Raw genomic sequence first — 21,807 nt, 5'->3', positions numbered from 1 at the left:
TTCCTGCTTGATTCGTAAGGGGAGTCAGCGCTTGAACTGCTGCGTGAAGCGCACGAGTTCGTCGACCTTCGCGCGCGCCTTGCCGCTCGCGATCGCTTCGCGGGCGAGCTGGATGCCGTCCGCGATCGATTCCGCGATGTTGGCCGCATAGAGCGCGGTGCCCGCGTTCAGCATGACGATCTCGCGTGCGACGCCCGGCTGGTTGTCCAGCGCGCCGAGCAGCATCGTGCGCGATTCCTCGGCATTTTCGACCTTCAGCGTGCGGTTCGACACCATCTGCAGCCCGAAGTCTTCCGGATGGATCTCGTATTCGTGCACCTTGCCGTCGCGCAGTTCGCCGACCAGCGTCGCGGCGCCGAGCGACACTTCATCCATCCCGTCCTTGCCGTACACGACCAGCACGTGCTGCGCGCCCAGACGCTGCATCACGCGCACCTGGATGCCGACGAGGTCGGCGTGGAACACGCCCATCAGCTGGTTCGGCGCGCCGGCCGGATTGGTCAGTGGGCCGAGGATGTTGAAGATCGTCCGCACACCGAGCTCGCGGCGCACGGCCGCGATGTTCTTCATCGCCGGATGATGGTTCGGCGCGAACATGAAGCCCATGCCGGTTTCGGCGATCGACGCGGCCACCTGGTCGGGCTGCAGGTCGATGTTCACGCCGAGCGCCTCGAGCACGTCGGCGCTGCCGGACTTGCTCGACACACCGCGGTTGCCGTGCTTCGCGACCTTCGCGCCGGCCGCTGCGGTGATGAACATCGACGCGGTCGAGATGTTGAACGTGTGCGAACCGTCGCCGCCCGTGCCGACGATGTCGACGAAGTTCGAGTTGTCCTGCACCTCGACGTGGTGCGCGAATTCGCGCATCACGGTCGCGGCGGCGGCGATCTCGCCGATCGTCTCCTTCTTCACGCGCAGCCCGGTGATGATCGCGGCCGCCATCACGGGCGACATGTCGCCGCGCATGATGAGCCGCATCAGGTGCAGCATCTCGTCGTGGAAGATTTCGCGGTGTTCGATCGTGCGTTGCAGCGCTTCCTGCGGGGTAATCGTCATCGTGCGTCTCCCGTCAGGCGGCCGGCGCGGCCGCGTGGGCCGCTGCACGATGCTGCTTCAGGAAATTCTCGAGCAGCGCATGGCCGTGCTCGGAGAGAATCGATTCCGGGTGGAACTGCACGCCTTCGATCGGCAGCGTCTTGTGACGCACGCCCATGATTTCGCCGTCGTCGGTCCACGCGGATACCTCGAGGCAGTCGGGCAGCGATTCGCGTTCGACCGCGAGCGAGTGATAGCGCGTGACGTCGAAATGCTTCGGCAGATCCGCGAACACGCCACGGCAATCCGTTTCGATCCGGCTCACCTTGCCATGCATGATGGTCTTCGCGCGCACGACGCGGCCGCCGAATGCCTCGCCGATCGCCTGATGGCCGAGACAGACGCCGAGGATCGGCTTCTTGCCCGCGAATTCGCGCAGCACGTCGAGCGTGATGCCCGCATGCTGCGGGTTGCTCGGGCCCGGCGACAGGCAGATGGTGTCGGGATTCAGGCGCGCGATGTCGTCGAGCGTGATTTCGTCGTTGCGGTACGTATGCACGTCCTCGCCCAGTTCGCCGAAGTACTGGACCAGGTTGTAGGTGAACGAGTCGTAGTTGTCGATCATGAGCAGCATGGTCAGTCTCCGTCAGAAGTCGCTATCGAGGCCGTCTTGGACCTGTTCCGCCGCACGCAGCACCGCGCGCGCCTTGTTCTCGGTCTCTTGCCATTCGGATTCGGGTACCGAGTCGGCGACGATGCCGGCTGCCGCTTGCACGTACAGGTTGCCGTTGTGGATCAGGCCCGTGCGGATCGCGATCGCGAGATCCATCTCGCCGGAGAACGACAGGTAGCCGACGGCACCGCCGTACAGCCCGCGCTTGATCGGCTCGAGCTCGTCGATCAGCTCCATCGCGCGCACCTTCGGCGCGCCGGACAGCGTGCCGGCCGGGAACGTCGCGCGCAGCACGTCGTAGTTCGTCATGCCGGGCTTCAGCTTGCCTTCCACCGAGCTGACGATGTGCTGCACGTGCGAGTACTTCTCGATCACCATCTTGTCGGTCACCTGCACCGAACCGATTTCGGCGATGCGGCCGACGTCGTTGCGCGCGAGGTCGATCAGCATCACGTGCTCGGCAATCTCCTTCGGATCGTTGAGCAGCTCGGTCGCGAGTTCCGCATCGCGCTCGGGTGTGTTGCCGCGCGGACGCGTGCCGGCGAGCGGACGGATCGTGACGATCTGGTCGTCGCCGCGCTTTTCCTGGCGCACCAGGATTTCCGGCGACGCGCCGACCACGTGGAAGTCGCCGAAGTTGTAGTAGTACATGTACGGCGACGGGTTCAGCGAACGCAGCGCGCGATACAGCGACAGCGGATTGTCGCGGTACGGTTTCGTCAGTCGCTGGCCGACCTGGATCTGCATCAGCTCGCCGGCCGCGACGTATTCCTTCGCCTGGCGTACCGCGGCCAGATAGTCTTCCTTCTTGAACTCGCGGAACGTCTCGGTGCGCACGCTCGCCGACGTCACCGGCGGCTGCACGGTCGTGCGCAGGCGTTGCTTGAGCTCGCGCAGGCGCTGCTTCGCCTTCGTATAGGCTTCAGGCTGGGCCGGGTCTGCGTAGATGATCAGATAGAGCTTGCCGGCGAGGTTGTCGATCACCGCGACTTCCTCGGTCAGCAGCAGCTGGATGTCGGGCAGGCCGAGATCGTCGCGCGGCGCGGTGTTCGCGAGCTTCTTCTCGATATAGCGCACCGCGTCGTAGCCGAAATAGCCTGCGAGGCCGCCGCAGAAACGCGGCAGACCAGGGCGCTGCGCCACCTTGAAGCGCGCCTGGAACGACTCGATGAATTCGAACGGATCGCCGTCGTGCGTTTCCACGACCTGACCGTCGCGTACCACTTCGGACACGCCGTTGCGGGTGCGCAGGAGCGTGCGTGCGGGCAGGCCGATGAACGAATAGCGGCCGAAGCGTTCGCCGCCGACCACCGATTCGAGCAGGAACGAGTTGGCGCCCGTGCGTTCGGGCTGGGCCAGCTTCAGGTAGAGGGACAGCGGCGTTTCGAGGTCGGCGAGCGCTTCCGCGATCAGCGGGATGCGGTTGTAGCCTTCGTTCGCAAGCGATTGGAATTCGAGTTCGGTCATGTTCCAGTCCTGTTCGGGACGAGCGGCGGAGTGCGCCAGGGATCACTTGACGCTGTGCGGGCTGCCGTCGGCGAAAGGGCGGTCGATCGAGAAGTGCCTGTTGCCGGCCGGCATTCCGGGCGTGAACGTCGCGAGCCTGCGGCCGATCCTGAACGCAAGCGTTCGGGTGCGGTAGAACTCGAGGTGGTGCGACGGTCGGCGCGCGGATGCGCAGCGAGATAAAAAACGGCGCTGAAGACGTGCTTCAGCGTACCTCATCGAAGAGGTTAGCGCGACCAGCGACGCCAGGGCCAGGCTCCCCGGTCGATGCTGCTCAGACTCCGTTTTTTATTCAGAAACATGCGGATGGAAGAAATAATCAGATGGTTGGCCGGCCGGCGTTGTGCGCGGTGATCGCGCGGGCTGCGACCAGCAACGAATCGACTATACCATCCGAATTTATCGTTTGTATAGCTTTGCCGTGGTTGTAGCCGTAAGGCACAGTCAGCGTCGCCATGCCGGCCGCGCGGCCCGCCAGCGCATCGTTTTCCGAGTCGCCGATCGCGACCGCCGCGTCGGGCGCGACGCCGAGTGCATCACACGCCGTGAGCATCGGCAGCGGATCGGGTTTCTTGCGCGCGACGCTGTCGCCGCCGAGCACGATGCCGAAGCGATCGATCAGCCCGTATTGCTCGAGCAGCTCGACCGCGAAGCGGTGCGGCTTGTTCGTCACGCACGCGAGCCGGATGCCAGCCGCGTGCAACGCGTCGAGGCCGGCTGCCACCTCCGGGTAGAGGCGCGTGTGGCGGCCGTTGATCTTCGCGTATTCGGTCTGGTAGATCGCGAGCGCATCGTCGAAGCGCGCGTGCGCTTCGTCGGGCGTGAAGCGCGGCTTCAGCACGCTCTGGATCAGGTGCTCGGAGCCCTTGCCGATGTAGCCGATCACCTCGTCGCGCGACGTCGCCGGCGCGCCGAGTTGCGCGAGCATCCCGTTCAGCCCGGCCGTGAAATCGTCGACCGTGTCGACCATCGTGCCGTCGAGGTCGATCAGCGCGGCGTCGATGCGCGGCGTCGCGAAACGGATCGGGCCGTCGGCTTCGGCCGGTGCGTGACCGGCCAGCGAGGAATCGGCCACGGCGTCAGCTCCGCTCGACGGTGGCGAGCGCCGCGCGCATCTCGTCGATCACCTTGCGGTAGTCGGGCTTGCCGAAGATCGCCGAACCGGCGACGAACGTGTCCGCGCCGGCCGCTGCGATTTCCGCGATGTTGTCGGTCTTCACGCCGCCGTCCACTTCGAGCAGGATCTCGCGGCCGGTGCGCTCGGTGTACGCGTCGATGCGGGCGCGTGCTTCGCGCAGCTTGTTCAGCGTTTCCGGAATGAACGACTGGCCGCCGAAGCCCGGGTTCACCGACATCAGCAGCACGAAGTCGAGGCGGTCCATCACGTGGTCGAGATAGTTCAGCGGCGTGGCCGGATTGAACACGAGGCCGGCCTTGCAGCCGTGATCGCGGATCAGCGACAGCGTACGGTCGATGTGATCGGAGCCTTCCGGGTGGAAGCTGATCAGGTTCGCGCCGGCTTTCGCGAAATCGGGCACGATCCGGTCGACCGGGCGCACCATCAGGTGCACGTCGATCGGCACCTGCACGTGCGGGCGGATCGCCTCGCAGACGAGCGGGCCGATCGTGAGGTTCGGCACATAATGGTTGTCCATCACGTCGAAGTGAATCCAGTCGGCGCCGGCGGCGACCACGTTGCGGACTTCTTCGCCGAGCCGTGCAAAGTCGGCCGACAGGATGCTGGGAGCGATGCGGAATTGAGTCATGACAGGGGAGCGGGGACGCTGCGACGCAAAACCGCCATTCTACCGTCCGGCGACCCGATGCGCGGCGACAGGCCGTGCGGTTGCGGCCCGATTCCGCATAGAATGCCGAACCAGTGCGGCGCGCCCGCGGCCTCGCCGCTCGAGTTGGCGCGGGCGGTTACTTACAGCGGAAACACCATGAGTCAGTATCAATTCACCGTTTCGGTGAAAACCAGCTACTTGCCGGAACAATCCGACCCCGATCGACGTCAATACGCATTCGCGTACACGCTGACGATCCGCAACACCGGACAGGTCGCGGCGCAGCTGATCGCGCGTCACTGGATCATCACGGACAGCGACAACCACGTGCAGGAAGTGAAAGGGCTCGGCGTCGTCGGGCACCAGCCGCTGCTGCAGCCGGGCGAACAGTTCGAATACACGAGCTGGGCCGTGATCGCGACGCCGGTCGGCACGATGCGTGGCGCGTACTTCTGCGTGGCGGAGGACGGCGAGCGGTTCGACGCGCCGGTCGACGAGTTTGCGCTGCACATGCCGCGCACGCTGCATTGAGCGTGCGGGAGCGGGTCAGCGCGGCTGGCGGTCGTTGTTGCGGGCGTGCTTCTTCCTGCCCGACGACGTCCACACGACGATGAAGATCAGCAGGGCAAGCGCTACGAAAGCTTCGAGCGCGAAGATGAGCATCGGATATTGGTCGAGAAAATCTGACATGGCGGTTTCCATCAAGAACGGACATTGTATGTGGTTTGGGCCCCGGGTGGCCGGCTGGATGGCGGCAGCCGCAGCGGCGGTACTGCTGGCCGCATGCGGCAGCGCGCCGACGCGGACGTCGGCGCTGAAGCCGCCGACCGGCGCGGCGATCGTGCCGGGGCAGATCGCCGCGAAGCGGCTCACGCCGGTCGCCTGGCAGCAGGTGCCGGGCTGGCAGGACGATTCGCTGATCGGCGCTGCGGCCGCGCTGCGGCAGAACTGCGTGCGGCTCGCGCGCCAGCCGGCGTGGCAGCGCGCTTGCGCGGCCGCCGACCGTCTCGACGAGCTCGACGTCAGCAGCGCGCGCGCGTTCTTCGAAACGTATTTCACGCCGTTTCAACTGGCGAATACCGACGGCACCCTCGACGGGCTCGTGACCGGTTATTACGAGCCGTTGCTGCACGGTTCCCGTGTGCGTCGCGGTCCGTATCAGTACGCGCTCTATCGCTGGCCTGCCGGCTATCGCGCCGGTGCCGCGCTGCCGCCTCGCGCGCAGCTCGAGCGCGCCGGCATCCTGAACGGCAACGAACTCGTGTGGGTCGACGATCCGATCGAAGCGTTCTTCCTGCAGGTTCAGGGTTCCGGGCGCGTGCTGCTCGAGGACGGTTCGGTGATGCGGGTCGGCTTCGGCGGCACCAACAATCAGCCGTACCGTTCGATCGGCCGGTGGCTGCTCGATCGCGGCGAGCTGACGCCGGCGCAGGCGACGATGCAGGGCATCAAGGCTTGGGCGAAGGCGAACCCGACCCGCGTCGACGCGTTGCTCGACACCAATCCGCGCTTCGTGTTTTTCCGCGACATGCCGAGCAAGGAAGATGCGCCGCACGGCGGCGCGGACGGCCCGATCGGCGCGCTCGGCGTGCCGCTCACGCCGGAGCGCTCGATCGCGGTCGATCCGTCGTCGATCCCGCTCGGCACGCCCGTGTTCCTGCAGACCACGCGTCCGCTCACGAATACGCCGATGAACCGGCTCGTATTCGCGCAGGATACGGGTTCGGCGATCAAGGGCGGCGTGCGAGCCGACTATTTCTGGGGGCTCGGCGACGACGCAGGCGATCTGGCCGGGCGGATGAAGCAGGTCGGCCGGATGTGGCTGCTGTTCCCGAACTCGTGAAGCGCAGCGGTGCCGGTAGATACGGCGTATGGCCGGCACGTCAGAACGAAACAGCCCGATCGGCATCGCCGATCGGGCTGTTTTTTCTTGGGGCGCGGGATGTTGCTCCGCGCGACCGGCGTGCCGCGGTGTGCGTCAGCCCTTGCGCTTGTCGACGACGCGACGCGCCTTGCCGACCGAGCGCTCGATCCCGTTGACGGGCAGCACGTTGATCACGGCCGTCACGCCGATCAGCGACTTGATGTCGTATGCGAGCGCCTGCCTGGCCGCGTCGATCGCCACCGTGTCCGGCGCCGTTTCGGGGCACGGCTCGACGTTGAGCGTCAGCACGTCGAGTGGGCCTTCCTTCGTCAGTACGATCTGATAGTGCGGGGCGAGTGCGCGCTGCTTCAGCAGTTGCTCCTCGATCTGCGTCGGGAAGACGTTCACCCCCCGCACGATCATCATGTCGTCCGAACGGCCGGTGATCTTCTCCATCCGGCGCATCGTGCGCGCGGTGCCGGGCAGCAGCCGCGTCAGGTCGCGGGTGCGGTAGCGGATGATCGGCAGCGCTTCCTTCGTCAGCGACGTGAAGACCAGCTCGCCGAGTTCGCCGTCCGGAAGCACTTCGCCGGTTTCGGGGTCGATGATTTCCGGGTAGAAGTAGTCTTCCCAGATGGTCGGGCCGTCCTTGGTCTCGACGCATTCCGACGCGACGCCAGGGCCCATCACTTCGGACAGCCCGTAGATGTCGACCGCGTCGATTCCCATCCGCTGCTCGATCGCGACGCGCATGTCGTTGGTCCACGGCTCCGCGCCGAAAATACCGATGCGCAGCGAGCTTTGTGCGGGATCGAGACCCTGACGCTCGATCTCGTCGGCGATCGACAGCATGTAGCTCGGCGTCACCATGATGATGTCGGGCCGGAAATCCTGGATCAGTTGCACCTGCTTCTCGGTCTGGCCGCCGCCGAACGGAATCACCGTCAATCCCGCGCGCTCGGCGCCGTAGTGGGCGCCGAGCCCACCGGTGAAAAGCCCGTAGCCGTAGCTGATGTGGACCTTGTCGCCGCGGCGCGCGCCGGCCGCGCGGATCGAGCGCGCGACGAGATTCGCCCACGTGTCGATGTCGCGCGCCGTATAGCCGACGACGGTCGGCTTGCCCGTCGTGCCCGACGACGCATGAATGCGCGAGATCTGGTCCTGCGGCACCGCGAACATCCCGAACGGATAGCTGTCGCGCAAGTCGCTCTTGGTCGTGAACGGGAAGCGCGACAGGTCGGAGAGCGTCTTCAGGTCGTCGGGGTGCACGCCCGCTTCGTCGAATTTGCGGCGATAGACGGGGGAATGTTCATACGCATGCCGGAGCGACCACTTCAGGCGTTCGAGCTGCAGCGCGGTCAGCTCGTCGCGTGAGGCGGTCTCGATCGGCTCGAGCGGTAGCGGGGTTGTCATGCGTGTCTCCAGTGTTTGTTATGAGCGAGCCGTGAACGTCAGCGATCTTCCGGAAGAACCGTGCCCTTGATCTGGGCCGATTTGCCGCGAAACATCGCGACGGTGTCGCCGGTCTGGTTCGTGACGCGGATGTCGTAGATCCCGTGCCGGCCGCTGCGCGTCTGCTCGATCGCCTCGGCCGTCAGCAAGTCGTTGCCGTGTACGGGGCGCAGGTATTCGATCGAACAGCCGGCCGCAACGGTATTCAGGTTGTACGAATTGCATGCGAACGCGAACGTCGAATCGGCGAGCGTGAAGATGATTCCGCCGTGGCAGGTCTGATGCCCGTTCAGGAACTCCGGCCGCACGCGCATCTGCAGGCGTGCATAGCCGGCGCGCACTTCGGCGATTTCCATCCCGAAGGCGCGGCTGCAGGCGTCCGCGTCGTACATGGCCTGCGCCGTGGCGCGGGCGAGCGAATCTGGGTCGAGCGTGTCGGTGGCGGTGGTCATGTCAATGCCCCTCGAAGCGCGGTGCACGCTTTTCGATGAACGCCTGGACGCCTTCCGCGTAGTCGTGCGACTGGCCGAGCTTGCGTTGCAGGTCGCGCTCCAGGTCGAGCTGCTGGTCGAGCGTGTTCGTGACGCTGTCGCGCATCGACTGCTTGATCGCTGCAATCGCGAGCGTCGGTTGCTGCGCGAGCTGGGTCGCGACCTGACGGGCCGACGCGGCGAGTGCGTCGTCGTCGACTGCCCGCCAGATCAAGCCCCATTGCTCGGCCTGTTCGGCGCCGAGTTTGTCGCCGGTGAGGGCAAGCCCCAGCGCGCGTGCCATGCCGACGCGTTGTGGCAGGAACCATGTGCCGCCCGAATCGGGTACGAGCCCGATCTTGACGAAAGCCTGAATGAAGCTGCTCGAGCGCGCGGCGAACACGAGATCGCATGCGAGCGCGAGATTCGCGCCGGCGCCGGCCGCCGTGCCGTTGACCGCGGCGATCACCGGAATCGGCATGCGCTGCAGGCGGCGGATCAGCGGATTGAAGTGCTCTTCGATCAACGTACCGAGGTCGGTGGCTGCGCCCGGCGTGAAGTCGAGGTCGGCCAGATCCTGGCCCGCGCAGAAGCCGCGCCCCGCACCCGTCAGGATCAGCGCGCGCGCACCGGCTGCTTCGACTTCATCGAGTGCCGACTGCAGTTCGCGGTGCATCGCCCGCGTGAAGCTGTTCAGCTTGTCCGGACGGTTGAGCGTGATCGTGGCCACGCGGGCAGTCTGATCGATATCCAGCTGGATCGCCTGATATGACATGCAGTGTCTCCTTCATGACTTCGTTATAGGCGCGCGACGCGACGGTTACACGCGTTCGATCGCGATCGCGATGCCCTGGCCGACGCCGATACACATCGTACAGAGCGCAAACCGGCCACCCGTACGCTCGAGCTGGTGAAGCGCCGTGGTCACGAGCCGGGCGCCCGATGCGCCGAGCGGATGGCCCAGCGCGATTGCACCGCCGTTCGGGTTCACGCGCGGATCGTCGTCGGCGACGCCGAGCATGCGCAATACTGCGAGACCTTGCGACGCGAATGCTTCGTTCAGCTCGATCACGTCGAACTGGTCGATCGTCATGCCGAGTTGACGCAGCAGTTTCTGCGTGGCCGGCGCGGGGCCGATGCCCATCACGCGCGGCTCGACACCGGCGGTCGCCATGCCGACGACGCGTGCGCGGCGGCGCAGCCCATACTGCTCGGCGGCTTCCGCGTTGGCGAGGAGCAGCGCGCATGCACCGTCGTTGACGCCCGACGCATTGCCGGCCGTCACCGAGCCGTCCGGGCGCACGACGCCCTTCAGCTTCGCGAGCGCGTCGAGCGATGTTTCGCGCGGATGCTCGTCGACGGACACGACGAGCGCGTCACCTTTCTTCTGCGCAATCGTGACCGGCACGATTTCCGCGGCGAGCGTGCCGTCCTGCTGCGCGCGGGCGGCCTTCTGCTGACTGCGCAGCGCGAACAGGTCCTGGTCGGCGCGGCTGATGTTGTAGTCGACCGCGACGTTTTCCGCCGTCTCGGGCATCGAGTCGACGCCGTATTGCTGTTTCATCAGCGGATTGACGAAGCGCCAGCCGATGGTCGTGTCGAAAATGGCGGCCTGGCGCGCGAACGCGCTCGCGGCCTTGCCCATCACGAACGGCGCGCGCGTCATGCTTTCGACGCCGCCCGCGATCATCAGGCGTGCCTCGCCCGCCTTGATCGCGCGCGCGGCTGTGCCGACCGCGTCCATGCCCGAGCCGCACAGGCGGTTCAGCGTCGTGCCGGGCACGGCGGTCGGCAGGCCCGCGAGCAGCGCGGACATGCGCGCGACGTTGCGGTTGTCCTCGCCGGCCTGGTTCGCGCAGCCGTAGATCACGTCGTCGATCGCCGACCAGTCGACGTTGCTGTTGCGTTCGATCAGCGCCTTGAGCGGCACCGCGCCGAGATCGTCGGCTCGAACGTCTTTCAGGGCACCGCCGTAGCGGCCGATGGGAGTGCGAATTGCGTCGCAGATGTAGGCGTCAGTCATGGGCGTATCGATGGGCAGCGAACCCGCCGGTTGGCGGATTCGTTCATGGTAGAGAACGTGGCGGCGTTTGCACGTCGGCCATTCGGGTTATGCCGTTTGGCCGGCTTCCGCGGGCGCTGCCTTCGGCGCAACATGGGCGCGGCTTTGAACCACGCGGAACCGGTTGGCGACGAATGCCGGATCGGCCAGCGCCGCGTTGGCTGCCGGGTTCGCGCCGGTGCCGTGGAAGTCGGAGAACGCGGCCGACTGGTTCACGAACACACCGCCCGTCAGGTTGATCGACAGCGCGACGCCGCCGCGCACCGCTGCATCGTGTGCAGCGTCGAGGATCTTGTCGTCGGTGCTGTAGACGGAGAGTGTCAGCGCGCCGTGCTCGGCGGCGATCGCGCCGGCGAGATCGAGCGACTGCGCGGTCGAGTCGGTCGCGATCACGAACGAGATCGGGCCGAACCACTCCTGCGTGAATTTTGCGCGGTCGGCCACGTCGAGCTGTATCACGAGCGGCGTGCGCACGCGGGCGTCGGGGAAGGCGGGGTGCTGAAGTGCCTGGCTGTCGGCGAGCACACGGCCGAGCTTGCGGGCGTCGTCGATGCGCGCGGTCACGCCATCGTTCTGGATCGCACCGATCAGTTCGACCGAGCGCGCCGGGTCGCCGGTGAGCTTTTGCACGGAGACGGCGATCGCCTGGGCGACTTCGTCGAAGCTCGCATGGCCGTCCGCGGTGCGGATGCCGTCGCGCGGCACGTAGATGTTCTGCGGTGCGGTGCACATCTGACCGGAGTACAGCGCGAGCGAGAACGCGATGTTCTTGGCCGCGGCCTTCAGGTCGTCGGTCGAGTCGATCACGATCTGGTTGACCCCTGCCTTCTCCGTATACACCTGTGCCTGGTGGGCATTGCGCTCGAGCCACGTGCCGTTTTGCGTACTGCCCGTGAAGTCGATCAGCCTGATTTCGGGGCGCAGTGCGAGGTCCTGCACGAGTGCGCCGTCGTTCGGCTCGGTCGCGAGGAGCGTGACGACGTTTGGATCGAAGCCGGCTTCACGCAGTACGTCGCGTGCGATGCGGACCGTGATCGCGAGCGGCAGGATCGCGCCCGGATGCGGTTTGGCGATCACCGTGTTGCCGGTTGCCAGATCGGCGAACAGGCCCGGGTAGCCGTTCCACGTCGGGAACGTGCAGCAGCCGAGCACGAGGCCGGTGCCGCGCGGCACGATCGTGTAGCGCTTGTGCATCGCGAGCGGCGGGTTCTTGCCTTGCGGCTTTTCCCAATGGGCGTCGGCCGGGATGCGGCGCAGTTCGTCCCATGCGTAGGCCACTGCTTCGAGTGCGCGGTCCTGTGCGTGCGGGCCGCCGGCCTGGAACGCCATCATGAACGCCTGGCCGGTGGTGTGCATCACGCTATAGGCGATTTCGAAGCTCGCGCGATTCAGGCGGGCGAGGATTTCGAGGCTGACGCCGATCCAGGCCGTGGGGCCGGCTTCGCGCCACGCGCGCTGAGCGGCGGCTGCCGCGGCAATGAGCTCGTCGGGCGTCGATTTCGGATAGCGGATGCCCAGCGCGATCCCGTACGGCGACTGCTCCGCGCCGACCGTCTCGCCGGACGCCGGCTGGTCGAGCGCGAACGTGTTGTCGAGGTGCGCCTTGAACGCGGCCTCACCATCGGCGTTGGCGCTTTCCCCGTACACTTTGGGACTCGGCATTTCGGCGAACGGGCTCCAGTACCCGCGGCTCTCGATGGCGGCGAGGGCGTGTTTCAGCGTGTCTTCGTGCTTCGTGAACAGTGCATGGGTCATGACGGCAGCCTGATGGACGTTGAGGGGAATTGGTTTGATTAATTAACCGACCGGTTGGTCGGAGAATGGTAGCATCAAACTATCCGCATGTGCGAGGCGTTTCTCATTTCATTGATCGAGGAGGAATAGATGTCTTACGAGAACATCCTGGTGGAGACCCGGGGGCGAGTCGGGCTGGTCACGCTGAATCGTCCGAAGGCGCTGAATGCGCTGAACGATGCGCTGATGGATGAGTTGGGCGCTGCGCTGAAGGCGTTCGATGCGGACGACGGTATCGGTGCGATCGTCGTGACGGGGAGCGAGAAGGCATTCGCCGCCGGCGCCGACATCGGCATGATGGCGACCTATTCCTATATGGATGTTTACCGCGGCGACTACATCACCCGCAACTGGGAGACTGTCCGCGAGATCCGCAAACCGATCATTGCCGCCGTGTCGGGCTTTGCGCTCGGCGGCGGCTGCGAGCTCGCGATGATGTGCGACATCATCTTCGCGGCGGATACCGCCAAGTTCGGCCAGCCCGAGATCAAGCTCGGCGTGATGCCGGGGGCGGGCGGCACGCAGCGGCTGCCGCGCGCGGTGTCGAAGGCGAAGGCAATGGACATGTGTCTGACCGCGCGCTTCATGGACGCGGCCGAAGCGGAGCGGGCCGGGCTCGTGTCGCGCGTGTTGCCGGCCGACAAGCTGCTCGACGAGGCGATTGCCGCTGCGACGACGATCGCCGAGTTTTCGCTGCCGGCGGTCATGATGGTCAAGGAGTCGGTGAATCGCGCGTACGAAACGACGCTGGCCGAAGGCGTCCATTTCGAGCGGCGGTTGTTCCATTCGCTGTTCGCGACGGAAGATCAGAAGGAAGGGATGGCGGCATTCGTCGAGAAGCGCAAGCCGGAGTTCAAGAACCGCTGATCCGGCTGCGGCGGGGCGGTGCAGGGCGGGCGGCGGGTAGCCGTCGCCGGCGCGATCCCTCGATGCCGAGAGCCCAAAGCCTCCGTGCGCGGCAGCGCACGGAGGCTTTTTCAAAATATTTTCACAAAGGGCTTGCGGAGATCGGGGTGGGTGCTTAGAATCACGCCTCTTTCGCGCTAACGGAAACGCAGCGCGAGAGAAGAAGGAAGGGAAGCAGTGCGGTCGAGGTTGCTGTAGAGCCCCGGCGCACAAGGCGTTGAACCCCAACCGTCGCAACGAAGTAGTTAAAAAAGTTGTTGACGAGTTGAAAAAGACGGTTCATAATCTCGCTTCTCTGCTGCTGAAAACGCAGCGCTGCTGAGAGACACGAAGTTCCTCGCAGAAATGCTCTTTAAAAATTAACAGCCGATAAGTGTGGGCGCTTGATGGACGCGAGCTGATCCTCGGATCAGATAGCGAAAGTATCAAGAGTCTCACACTAAAGTAAGTCAGGTTTATGAAGCAATTCATATTCCTGTCAGCTTTGAGTGAGCGACCGGTTCTTAACTGAACCGAAAACAGTAACAGGTTTAAACTGAAGAGTTTGATCCTGGCTCAGATTGAACGCTGGCGGCATGCCTTACACATGCAAGTCGAACGGCAGCACGGGTGCTTGCACCTGGTGGCGAGTGGCGAACGGGTGAGTAATACATCGGAACATGTCCTGTAGTGGGGGATAGCCCGGCGAAAGCCGGATTAATACCGCATACGATCTACGGATGAAAGCGGGGGACCTTCGGGCCTCGCGCTATAGGGTTGGCCGATGGCTGATTAGCTAGTTGGTGGGGTAAAGGCCTACCAAGGCGACGATCAGTAGCTGGTCTGAGAGGACGACCAGCCACACTGGGACTGAGACACGGCCCAGACTCCTACGGGAGGCAGCAGTGGGGAATTTTGGACAATGGGCGAAAGCCTGATCCAGCAATGCCGCGTGTGTGAAGAAGGCCTTCGGGTTGTAAAGCACTTTTGTCCGGAAAGAAATCCTTGGCTCTAATACAGTCGGGGGATGACGGTACCGGAAGAATAAGCACCGGCTAACTACGTGCCAGCAGCCGCGGTAATACGTAGGGTGCAAGCGTTAATCGGAATTACTGGGCGTAAAGCGTGCGCAGGCGGTTTGTTAAGACCGATGTGAAATCCCCGGGCTCAACCTGGGAACTGCATTGGTGACTGGCAAGCTAGAGTATGGCAGAGGGGGGTAGAATTCCACGTGTAGCAGTGAAATGCGTAGAGATGTGGAGGAATACCGATGGCGAAGGCAGCCCCCTGGGCCAATACTGACGCTCATGCACGAAAGCGTGGGGAGCAAACAGGATTAGATACCCTGGTAGTCCACGCCCTAAACGATGTCAACTAGTTGTTGGGGATTCATTTCCTTAGTAACGTAGCTAACGCGTGAAGTTGACCGCCTGGGGAGTACGGTCGCAAGATTAAAACTCAAAGGAATTGACGGGGACCCGCACAAGCGGTGGATGATGTGGATTAATTCGATGCAACGCGAAAAACCTTACCTACCCTTGACATGGTCGGAATCCTGCTGAGAGGTGGGAGTGCTCGAAAGAGAACCGGCGCACAGGTGCTGCATGGCTGTCGTCAGCTCGTGTCGTGAGATGTTGGGTTAAGTCCCGCAACGAGCGCAACCCTTGTCCTTAGTTGCTACGCAAGAGCACTCTAAGGAGACTGCCGGTGACAAACCGGAGGAAGGTGGGGATGACGTCAAGTCCTCATGGCCCTTATGGGTAGGGCTTCACACGTCATACAATGGTCGGAACAGAGGGTTGCCAACCCGCGAGGGGGAGCTAATCCCAGAAAACCGATCGTAGTCCGGATTGCACTCTGCAACTCGAGTGCATGAAGCTGGAATCGCTAGTAATCGCGGATCAGCATGCCGCGGTGAATACGTTCCCGGGTCTTGTACACACCGCCCGTCACACCATGGGAGTGGGTTTTACCAGAAGTGGCTAGTCTAACCGCAAGGAGGACGGTCACCACGGTAGGATTCATGACTGGGGTGAAGTCGTAACAAGGTAGCCGTATCGGAAGGTGCGGCTGGATCACCTCCTTTCTAGAGCTTCTCGCAAAGTTGAGCGCTCACGCTTATCGGCTGTAAATTAAAGACAGACTCAGGGTCTGTAGCTCAGTCGGTTAGAGCACCGTCTTGATAAGGCGGGGGTCGTTGGTTCGAATCCAACCAGACCCACCACCGTCTTGGCGGACGGTACACCCTGAGGCATACCTGTACATGGGGGCATAGCTCAGCTGGGAGAGCACCTGCTTTGCAAGCAGGGGGTCGTCGGTTCGATCCCGTCTGCCTCCACCAATCTTCAATGACAAGCGTTCGACTTCGTCGAACGTTTGTCATTGGCGATTGAGCCAGTCAGAGTGATATGAGTAACACCATATCGGCTGTCGTTCTTTAACAATCTGGAAGAAGTAAGTAATTTGGATAGCGGAAGCGTCTATGAGATGGACGTGAAAACTATCCGGGTTGTGATTGTATCGATGTATCTCAAGATGATTCGAACTCTATGTTTGACTCAATTGGAATACGGCACAAATGCGAGAACTCAACCTGTAACGAACTGTCGATGAGACAGACTCGTTATAGGGTCAAGCGAACAAGTGCATGTGGTGGATGCCTTGGCGATCACAGGCGATGAAGGACGCGGTAGCCTGCGAAAAGCTACGGGGAGCTGGCAAACAAGCTTTGATCCGTAGATGTCCGAATGGGGAAACCCACTCCTTTTGGAGTATCCATAGCTGAATACATAGGCTATGCGAAGCGAACGCGGTGAACTGAAACATCTAAGTAACCGCAGGAAAAGAAATCAACCGAGATTCCCAAAGTAGTGGCGAGCGAAATGGGATGAGCCTTGCACTCTTTATTTGTATTGTTAGCCGAACACTCTGGAAAGTGTGGCCATAGCGGGTGATAGCCCCGTAGGCGAAAACAGTACGAAAGAACTAGGTGTGCGACAAGTAGGGCGGGACACGTGAAATCCTGTCTGAAGATGGGGGGACCATCCTCCAAGGCTAAATACTCGTGATCGACCGATAGTGAACCAGTACCGTGAGGGAAAGGTGAAAAGAACCCCGGGAGGGGAGTGAAATAGATCCTGAAACCGCATGCATACAAACAGTCGGAGCCTCGAAAGGGGTGACGGCGTACCTTTTGTATAATGGGTCAGCGACTTACGTTCAGTAGCAAGCTTAACCGTATAGGGCAGGCGTAGCGAAAGCGAGTCCGAATAGGGCGTTCAGTTGCTGGGCGTAGACCCGAAACCAAGTGATCTATCCATGGCCAGGATGAAGGTGCGGTAACACGTACTGGAGGTCCGAACCCACTAACGTTGAAAAGTTAGGGGATGAGCTGTGGATAGGGGTGAAAGGCTAAACAAACTTGGAAATAGCTGGTTCTCTCCGAAAACTATTTAGGTAGTGCCTCGTGTCTCACCTTCGGGGGTAGAGCACTGTCATGGTTGGGGGGTCTATTGCAGATTACCCCGCCATAGCAAACTCCGAATACCGAAGAGTGCAATCACGGGAGACAGACATCGGGTGCTAACGTCCGGTGTCAAGAGGGAAACAACCCAGACCGCCAGCTAAGGTCCCCAAATATAGCTAAGTGGGAAACGAAGTGGGAAGGCTAAAACAGTCAGGAGGTTGGCTTAGAAGCAGCCACCCTTTAAAGAAAGCGTAATAGCTCACTGATCGAGTCGTCCTGCGCGGAAGATGTAACGGGGCTAAGCTATATACCGAAGCTGCGGATGCGTGCTTTGCACGCATGGTAGGAGAGCGTTCTGTAAGCCTGCGAAGGTGTCTCGGAAGGGATGCTGGAGGTATCAGAAGTGCGAATGCTGACATGAGTAGCGATAAAGGGGGTGAAAGGCCCCCTCGCCGTAAGCCCAAGGTTTCCTACGCAACGTTCATCGGCGTAGGGTGAGTCGGCCCCTAAGGCGAGGCAGAAATGCGTAGCTGATGGGAAGCAGGTCAATATTCCTGCACCATTGTTAGATGCGATGGGGGGACGGATCGCGGAAGGTTGTCCGGGTGTTGGAAGTCCCGGTCGCTGCATTGGAGAAGGCGCTTAGGCAAATCCGGGCGCAGGATTCAAGGGTGTGGCGCGAGCTCCTTAGGGAGCGAAGCAATTGGAAGTGGTTCCAAGAAAAGCCTCTAAGCTTCAGTCTAACGATGACCGTACCGCAAACCGACACAGGTGGGCGAGATGAGTATTCTAAGGCGCTTGAGAGAACTCGGGAGAAGGAACTCGGCAAATTGGTACCGTAACTTCGGGATAAGGTACGCCCTTGTAGCTTGATGCCCCTGCGGGCAAAGGGTGAAGGGGTTGCAATAAACTGGTGGCTGCGACTGTTTAATAAAAACACAGCACTCTGCAAACACGAAAGTGGACGTATAGGGTGTGACGCCTGCCCGGTGCCGGAAGATTAAATGATGGGGTGCAAGCTCTTGATTGAAGTCCCGGTAAACGGCGGCCGTAACTATAACGGTCCTAAGGTAGCGAAATTCCTTGTCGGGTAAGTTCCGACCTGCACGAATGGCGTAACGATGGCCACACTGTCTCCTCCCGAGACTCAGCGAAGTTGAAGTGTTTGTGATGATGCAATCTACCCGCGGCTAGACGGAAAGACCCCATGAACCTTTACTGTAGCTTTGCATTGGACTTTGAACCGATCTGTGTAGGATAGGTGGGAGGCTATGAAACCGGAACGCTAGTTTCGGTGGAGCCGTCCTTGAAATACCACCCTGGTTTGTTTGAGGTTCTAACCTTGGCCCGTGATCCGGGTCGGGGACAGTGCATGGTAGGCAGTTTGACTGGGGCGGTCTCCTCCCAAAGCGTAACGGAGGAGTACGAAGGTACGCTAGGTACGGTCGGAAATCGTGCTGATAGTGCAATGGCATAAGCGTGCTTAACTGCGAGACCGACAAGTCGAGCAGGTGCGAAAGCAGGTCATAGTGATCCGGTGGTTCTGTATGGAAGGGCCATCGCTCAACGGATAAAAGGTACTCTGGGGATAACAGGCTGATACCGCCCAAGAGTTCATATCGACGGCGGTGTTTGGCACCTCGATGTCGGCTCATCTCATCCTGGGGCTGTAGCCGGTCCCAAGGGTATGGCTGTTCGCCATTTAAAGAGGTACGTGAGCTGGGTTTAAAACGTCGTGAGACAGTTTGGTCCCTATCTGCCGTGGGCGTTGGATATTTGAAGGGGGCTGCTCCTAGTACGAGAGGACCGGAGTGGACGAACCTCTGGTGTACCGGTTGTCACGCCAGTGGCATCGCCGGGTAGCTATGTTCGGAAGAGATAACCGCTGAAAGCATCTAAGCGGGAAACTCGCCTTAAGATGAGATATCCCTGGGGACTAGATCCCCTTGAAGGGTCGTTCGAGACCAGGACGTTGATAGGTCAGGTGTGTAAGCGCAGTAATGCGTTCAGCTAACTGATACTAATTGCCCGTAAGGCTTGATCCTATAACAAGTCTGTTTCGCGCTGGATAGCGCGTCGGACGGGTTGGATTCTCGTGTGTGCGATACACACAACTCAAAAAATTACTGCTTCTTCCAAGATTGGTTGTGCTGCGAAGCAGCACAACAACCCTCTTTGCCTGATGACCATAGCGAGTCGGTCCCACCCCTTCCCATCCCGAACAGGACCGTGAAACGACTCTACGCCGATGATAGTGCGGATTCCCGTGTGAAAGTAGGTAATCGTCAGGCTCCCTAAGCCGAGAACCCCCGCCCGAAAGGCGGGGGTTTTTGCATTTGAGCGGCGGAAATGCAGGTGGGCGGGGCATACTGTTCGCGGCCTCGCCCATGCGTGCCGCTACCTCTCCTTAAGCCCCACCGCCCCGCCCCGAGCGCATCCCGCGATCTAGTGCCGTTTCCAGGCATATCTCCACGCATTTCACGTCCCAAAAGGCGACTCGCCGCCCTCGTCGAGGCAGTTCACCGGCGTCCTTCATCATGTATTCGTCCGTCGATACCGTCGCACCAGCCCATCGGAGTCGTGTCGAGGTCGAGATCAACCATTCCCTCATCCCGTTTTATCTCAAAACAGGCTGGAAATCCGTGCGAAATGAAGCCTTATTCGGCACGGCCACGTAAAATTCGCGAATCTCCATCCACGCATCCAGAACGATGAGCGCCGCCACTCAGATAGCCCGGGCCGTTTGCCCTCACGATTGCCCGGACACATGCGCCATGCGCGTGACTGTCGAGAACGGCAAGGCGATCAAGGTCACCGGTGACCCGGACCATCCGCCTACGCAAGGCGTGTTGTGTACGAAAGTCAGTCGATACGCTGACCGCGTCCATCATCCGGATCGCCTCACCGTTCCGCTCAAGCGTGTCGGTGCGAAGGGGGAAGGGCGCTTCGTGCCGATCAGCTGGAGCGAGGCATTCGACGAGATCGGTCGCCGCCTCGGGGAAATCGCCGCGCGCGCGCCGGAAGCGATCGTGCCGTACAGCTATGCGGGGACGATGGGGCTCGTGCAGGGCGAAGGCATCGCGCAACGCTTCTTCCACAAACTCGGCGCCTCCCGGCTCGAGCGTACGATCTGCGCGGCGGCCGGCGCGGCGGGCCTGCGCTACACGTACGGCGGCAGCGTCGGAATGCATCTCGAGCACTTCGAGGAAAGCGAACTGATCCTGATCTGGGGCGCCAATCCGATCGCATCGAGCCTGCACTTCTGGACTCGGGCGCAGGAAGCCAAGCGCCGCGGCGCACGCCTGGTCGCGATCGACCCCTATCGCTCGCTGACGGCCGAAAAGTGCCATCAGCACATTGCGCTGAAGCCGGGCACCGATGGCGCCTTCGCGCTCGGCATGATGCATGTGCTGATCACCGAAGATCTGCTCGATCACGACTACATCGCGCAGCATACGCTCGGCTTCGATGCCCTCAAGGCGCGAGCCTTGTCCTATCCGCCGGAGCGCGTTGCGCAGATTTGCGGCATCGACGCGTCGGAACTCGTCGAACTCGCACGTCGCTACGGCGCGACCCGCAAGGCATCGATTCGCCTCAATTACGGCATGCAGCGCGTGCGTGGTGGCGGCAACGCCGTGCGCGCGATCGCGAGCCTGCCCGCGCTGACGGGCGCGTGGCGGGATCGGGCGGGCGGGTTGCTGCTGTCGTCGTCGGAATCCGCGCCGGTCAATCAGACGGCGCTGCTGCGTCCTGATTTGATGCCCGGATGGCCGCACAAACTGCCGCGCATCATCAACATGAACGCGATCGGCGACGCGCTGTTGCACCCGGGCGACACGGCGTTCGGCCCGAAGGTCGAAGCGGTGATCGTCTACAACTCGAATCCGGTGGCTGTCGCGCCGGACTCGTCGAAGGTCGCAGCGGGCTTCGCGCGTGAAGACCTGTTCACTGTTGTTCTTGAACACTTCAAGACAGATACGGTCGATTTCGCCGACATTGTGTTGCCGGCCACGACGCAGCTCGAACATCTCGACATCCACAAATCGTACGGTCACACCTACGTGATGGCGAATCTGCCCGCGATTGCGCCGGTGGGCGACGCGCGGTCGAACACCGAGATCTTTCGCGGGATCGCGCGCAGCATGGCGCTCGACGAGCCGGCGCTGTATCACAGCGACGAAGACGTCGCGCGTGCGGCGCTTCGCTGGGATGACCCCGCGCTCGACAGCGACTGGGACACCCTGAAGCGCGCCGGGTGGCTCAAGCTCAACGTGGCGGACGCACCGTTCGCGAACGGCGGCTTCCGTACGCCGTCCGGCAAGTGCGAGTTCTACAGCGCACGGCTCGAGCAGATGGGTATGGATCCGGTGCCGGACTACCTGCCGCCCTTCGAATCGGAGGAAGCGGCGCCCGAGCTCGCCGCCCGCTATCCTCTTGCGATGATTTCGCCGCCGGCCCGGCACTTCCTGAACAGCACGTTCGTGAACGTGGACAGCCTGCGCAACACGGAAGGCCAGCCGCATCTCGATATCCATCCGACCGACGCCGACGCGCGCGATATCGGCGACGGCGACGTCGTCCGCGTTTTCAACGACCGCGGATCGATGCAGGCGCTTGCGCGCGTGACCGATCGCGCGCGGGCCGGACTCGTCGTCGGGTTGTCGATCTGGTGGAAGAAGCTCTCGCCGGATGGCCGGAACGCGAATGAAGTGACGAGTCAGGCTCTGACCGATCTCGGCAATTCGGCGACGTTTTACGATTGTCTTGTGGAAGTAGAGCGGATTTGACCGAATTTATGAGTATGATCAGACGA

Annotated in this window: 16 protein-coding genes, 2 tRNA genes and 3 rRNA genes; 10 read left to right on the top strand and 11 right to left on the bottom strand. The window is 62.3% G+C overall.

Annotated elements, in window-relative coordinates; all coding sequences use genetic code 11:
* Window positions 1-24: 24 nt before the first annotated feature.
* Genes trpD through trpE form a run of 3 tightly spaced genes read right to left on the bottom strand, consistent with a single transcriptional unit; the run spans window position 25 to window position 3,175 of the window.
* The gene (gene trpD, locus BX604_RS05220; protein ID WP_098552705.1) at window positions 25-1,056 is read right to left on the bottom strand and encodes an anthranilate phosphoribosyltransferase; all 1,032 of its coding nucleotides are present in this window, start codon (window positions 1,054-1,056) and stop codon (window positions 25-27) included.
* Window positions 1,057-1,069: 13 nt separating this feature from the next.
* A complete protein-coding gene (locus BX604_RS05215; protein WP_098549870.1) occupies window positions 1,070-1,669 on the bottom strand; it encodes an aminodeoxychorismate/anthranilate synthase component II in 600 nt (199 codons plus the stop codon).
* A gap of 12 nt (window positions 1,670-1,681) precedes the next feature.
* The gene (trpE, locus tag BX604_RS05210; protein ID WP_098549869.1) at window positions 1,682-3,175 is read right to left on the bottom strand and encodes an anthranilate synthase component I; all 1,494 of its coding nucleotides are present in this window, start codon (window positions 3,173-3,175) and stop codon (window positions 1,682-1,684) included.
* On the opposite strand from trpE, the gene BX604_RS39335 reads away from it, so the two are divergent.
* Window positions 3,174-3,350: a hypothetical protein gene (locus BX604_RS39335; protein WP_218926863.1), complete on the top strand. Its 177-nt coding sequence runs from the start codon at window positions 3,174-3,176 to the stop codon at window positions 3,348-3,350. The two genes, trpE and BX604_RS39335, sit on opposite strands and share 2 nt — an antisense overlap.
* A 183-nt stretch (window positions 3,351-3,533) precedes the next feature.
* Here the strand turns inward: BX604_RS39335 and BX604_RS05205 are convergent, their stop codons facing one another.
* Together BX604_RS05205 and rpe are read right to left on the bottom strand one after the other, a co-directional pair.
* A complete protein-coding gene (locus BX604_RS05205) occupies window positions 3,534-4,289 on the bottom strand; it encodes a phosphoglycolate phosphatase (protein WP_098549868.1) in 756 nt (251 codons plus the stop codon).
* A gap of 4 nt (window positions 4,290-4,293) precedes the next feature.
* On the bottom strand, window positions 4,294-4,980 hold the full coding sequence (gene rpe / locus BX604_RS05200) for a ribulose-phosphate 3-epimerase (RefSeq protein WP_011883156.1): 687 nt from the start codon (window positions 4,978-4,980) through the stop codon (window positions 4,294-4,296).
* A gap of 177 nt (window positions 4,981-5,157) precedes the next feature.
* Between rpe and apaG the strand changes: the two genes are divergently transcribed.
* Window positions 5,158-5,532, top strand: coding sequence for a Co2+/Mg2+ efflux protein ApaG (apaG, locus tag BX604_RS05195; RefSeq protein WP_014898204.1), 375 nt, complete (start codon window positions 5,158-5,160; stop codon window positions 5,530-5,532).
* A gap of 15 nt (window positions 5,533-5,547) precedes the next feature.
* On the opposite strand, the gene BX604_RS39450 is transcribed toward apaG, so the two are convergent.
* Window positions 5,548-5,691: a hypothetical protein gene (locus BX604_RS39450; protein ID WP_014898203.1), complete on the bottom strand. Its 144-nt coding sequence runs from the start codon at window positions 5,689-5,691 to the stop codon at window positions 5,548-5,550.
* Between the two features lie 28 nt (window positions 5,692-5,719).
* On the opposite strand from BX604_RS39450, the gene mltA reads away from it, so the two are divergent.
* Complete coding sequence (gene mltA / locus BX604_RS05190) at window positions 5,720-6,844, top strand: murein transglycosylase A (protein ID WP_244109182.1); 1,125 nt, start codon at window positions 5,720-5,722, stop codon at window positions 6,842-6,844.
* A gap of 135 nt (window positions 6,845-6,979) precedes the next feature.
* Here mltA and paaK read toward each other — a convergent pair whose 3' ends face one another.
* From paaK to paaN, 5 genes are all read right to left on the bottom strand, one after another.
* Window positions 6,980-8,278, bottom strand: a complete 1,299-nt coding sequence (paaK, locus tag BX604_RS05185) for a phenylacetate--CoA ligase PaaK (protein WP_098549867.1) — start codon at window positions 8,276-8,278, stop codon at window positions 6,980-6,982.
* Window positions 8,279-8,316: 38 nt separating this feature from the next.
* The gene (gene paaI / locus BX604_RS05180) at window positions 8,317-8,769 is read right to left on the bottom strand and encodes a hydroxyphenylacetyl-CoA thioesterase PaaI (protein ID WP_098549866.1); all 453 of its coding nucleotides are present in this window, start codon (window positions 8,767-8,769) and stop codon (window positions 8,317-8,319) included.
* Window position 8,770: 1 nt separating this feature from the next.
* Complete coding sequence (gene paaG, locus BX604_RS05175) at window positions 8,771-9,562, bottom strand: 2-(1,2-epoxy-1,2-dihydrophenyl)acetyl-CoA isomerase PaaG (protein ID WP_098549865.1); 792 nt, start codon at window positions 9,560-9,562, stop codon at window positions 8,771-8,773.
* Between the two features lie 45 nt (window positions 9,563-9,607).
* Window positions 9,608-10,810 (bottom strand): 3-oxoadipyl-CoA thiolase, encoded by a 1,203-nt coding sequence (gene pcaF / locus BX604_RS05170; protein WP_098549864.1) that lies wholly within the window; start codon window positions 10,808-10,810, stop codon window positions 9,608-9,610.
* Between the two features lie 87 nt (window positions 10,811-10,897).
* Window positions 10,898-12,604, bottom strand: a complete 1,707-nt coding sequence (gene paaN, locus BX604_RS05165; RefSeq protein ID WP_098549863.1) for a phenylacetic acid degradation protein PaaN — start codon at window positions 12,602-12,604, stop codon at window positions 10,898-10,900.
* A 129-nt stretch (window positions 12,605-12,733) separates the two neighbouring features.
* Between paaN and BX604_RS05160 the strand changes: the two genes are divergently transcribed.
* The 7 genes from BX604_RS05160 (at window position 12,734) to BX604_RS05125 (ending at window position 21,781) form a co-directional block, all read left to right on the top strand.
* Entirely contained in the window at window positions 12,734-13,510 is a 777-nt protein-coding gene (locus BX604_RS05160) for an enoyl-CoA hydratase (RefSeq protein ID WP_098549862.1), read from the top strand.
* A gap of 571 nt (window positions 13,511-14,081) precedes the next feature.
* Window positions 14,082-15,614: ribosomal RNA gene (locus tag BX604_RS05155) — 16S ribosomal RNA — on the top strand.
* Window positions 15,615-15,675: 61 nt separating this feature from the next.
* Window positions 15,676-15,752 (top strand) — tRNA-Ile (locus tag BX604_RS05150).
* Between the two features lie 41 nt (window positions 15,753-15,793).
* Window positions 15,794-15,869 (top strand) — tRNA-Ala (locus BX604_RS05145).
* Window positions 15,870-16,157: 288 nt separating this feature from the next.
* Window positions 16,158-19,039, top strand: a 23S ribosomal RNA gene (locus tag BX604_RS05135).
* Window positions 19,040-19,172: 133 nt separating this feature from the next.
* Window positions 19,173-19,285, top strand: a 5S ribosomal RNA gene (gene rrf / locus BX604_RS05130).
* Together the 16S, 23S and 5S rRNA genes with 2 tRNA genes alongside form the textbook arrangement of a ribosomal RNA operon.
* A gap of 420 nt (window positions 19,286-19,705) precedes the next feature.
* Entirely contained in the window at window positions 19,706-21,781 is a 2,076-nt protein-coding gene (locus BX604_RS05125) for a molybdopterin-containing oxidoreductase family protein (protein WP_098549861.1), read from the top strand.
* Window positions 21,782-21,807 lie beyond the last annotated feature (26 nt).

It is taken from the genome of Burkholderia sp. JKS000303 (assembly GCF_002563755.1).
Taxonomy (GTDB): domain Bacteria; phylum Pseudomonadota; class Gammaproteobacteria; order Burkholderiales; family Burkholderiaceae; genus Burkholderia; species Burkholderia anthina_B.
This window is presented reverse-complemented; position numbering and strand designations above follow the sequence as displayed.